The sequence below is a fragment of the Arhodomonas sp. KWT genome (genome assembly GCF_010993615.1).
Genome location: NZ_WNXE01000715.1, coordinates 1 through 854 on the forward strand (window position 1 = coordinate 1; position 854 = coordinate 854).

Genomic DNA, 854 nt, shown 5'->3' on the forward strand with positions numbered 1-854 from the left:
GCCGGGGGAGCCAATGGATTCGCCCATATCCTGATGCTCGAGGCCTTCGAGGCCCTCGGGCTGCGCCCGGCGCGCATCGCCGGGACCAGCGTCGGCGCGGTGATCGCAGGGCTCTACGCCTCGGGGCGCTCGGCGGCGGAGATCGACGCCATCGCCGGCGAGCTCGCGGTGCGGGACAGCCATGCCTGGCGGGAGCTGCTCCTCGAGCGCAAGCTGCTGCGCTGGCTGGAGCTGTTCGACCCGGCCATCGGCCGGGGCGGACTGGTGAGCAGCCGGGCGTTCCTGAATGCGCTCTACGGCCAGCGTATGCCCGAGACCTTCGAGGAGCTCCACATCCCGCTCAGTGTCGTGGCCACGGACTTCTGGGGCCGTGGGCAGGTGGTCCTGGATGCGGGGCCGCTACTGCCGGCGGTGCAGGCGAGCATGGCGCTGCCCGGCGTGTTCACGCCGGTGCGGATCGACGGCCGGCTGCTGGTCGACGGCGGCACGGTCAATCCGCTGCCCTATGACCTGCTCGTCGACGACTGCGATCTGACCGTGGCCATCAACGTCACCGGCAAGCGCTCGCCCAAGGCGGCGCTGTCCTTCGTCGACTCGGTGCTCAACACCTTCCAGATCATGCAGAGCGCGATCATCGCCGAGAAGCGTCGCCATCGCGAGCCCGACATCTACATCGAGCCGGACATCGTCGACGTCCGGGCGCTGGAGGTGGGGCGGCGGGACACGGTCTACGCCCAGTCGGGGCCCGCCCGCGACGAACTCAAACGCCGCCTCGCCGAGGCGGTCGAGGCCCGTATCCGCGGTGGCTAGCCGGCCCAGGCGGGTCTGGCTCCGACGGGCAGCTAGTCGAAGTC

Annotated in this window: 1 protein-coding gene; it reads left to right on the top strand. The window is 70.7% G+C overall.

Features of this window, described 5'->3' with window-relative positions; all coding sequences use genetic code 11:
• Positions 1–810: patatin-like phospholipase family protein (locus tag G7A99_RS21930; protein ID WP_163144074.1), on the top strand; the 810-nt coding region annotated here is incomplete at its 5' end.
• Between the last annotated feature and the right edge of the window lie 44 nt (positions 811–854).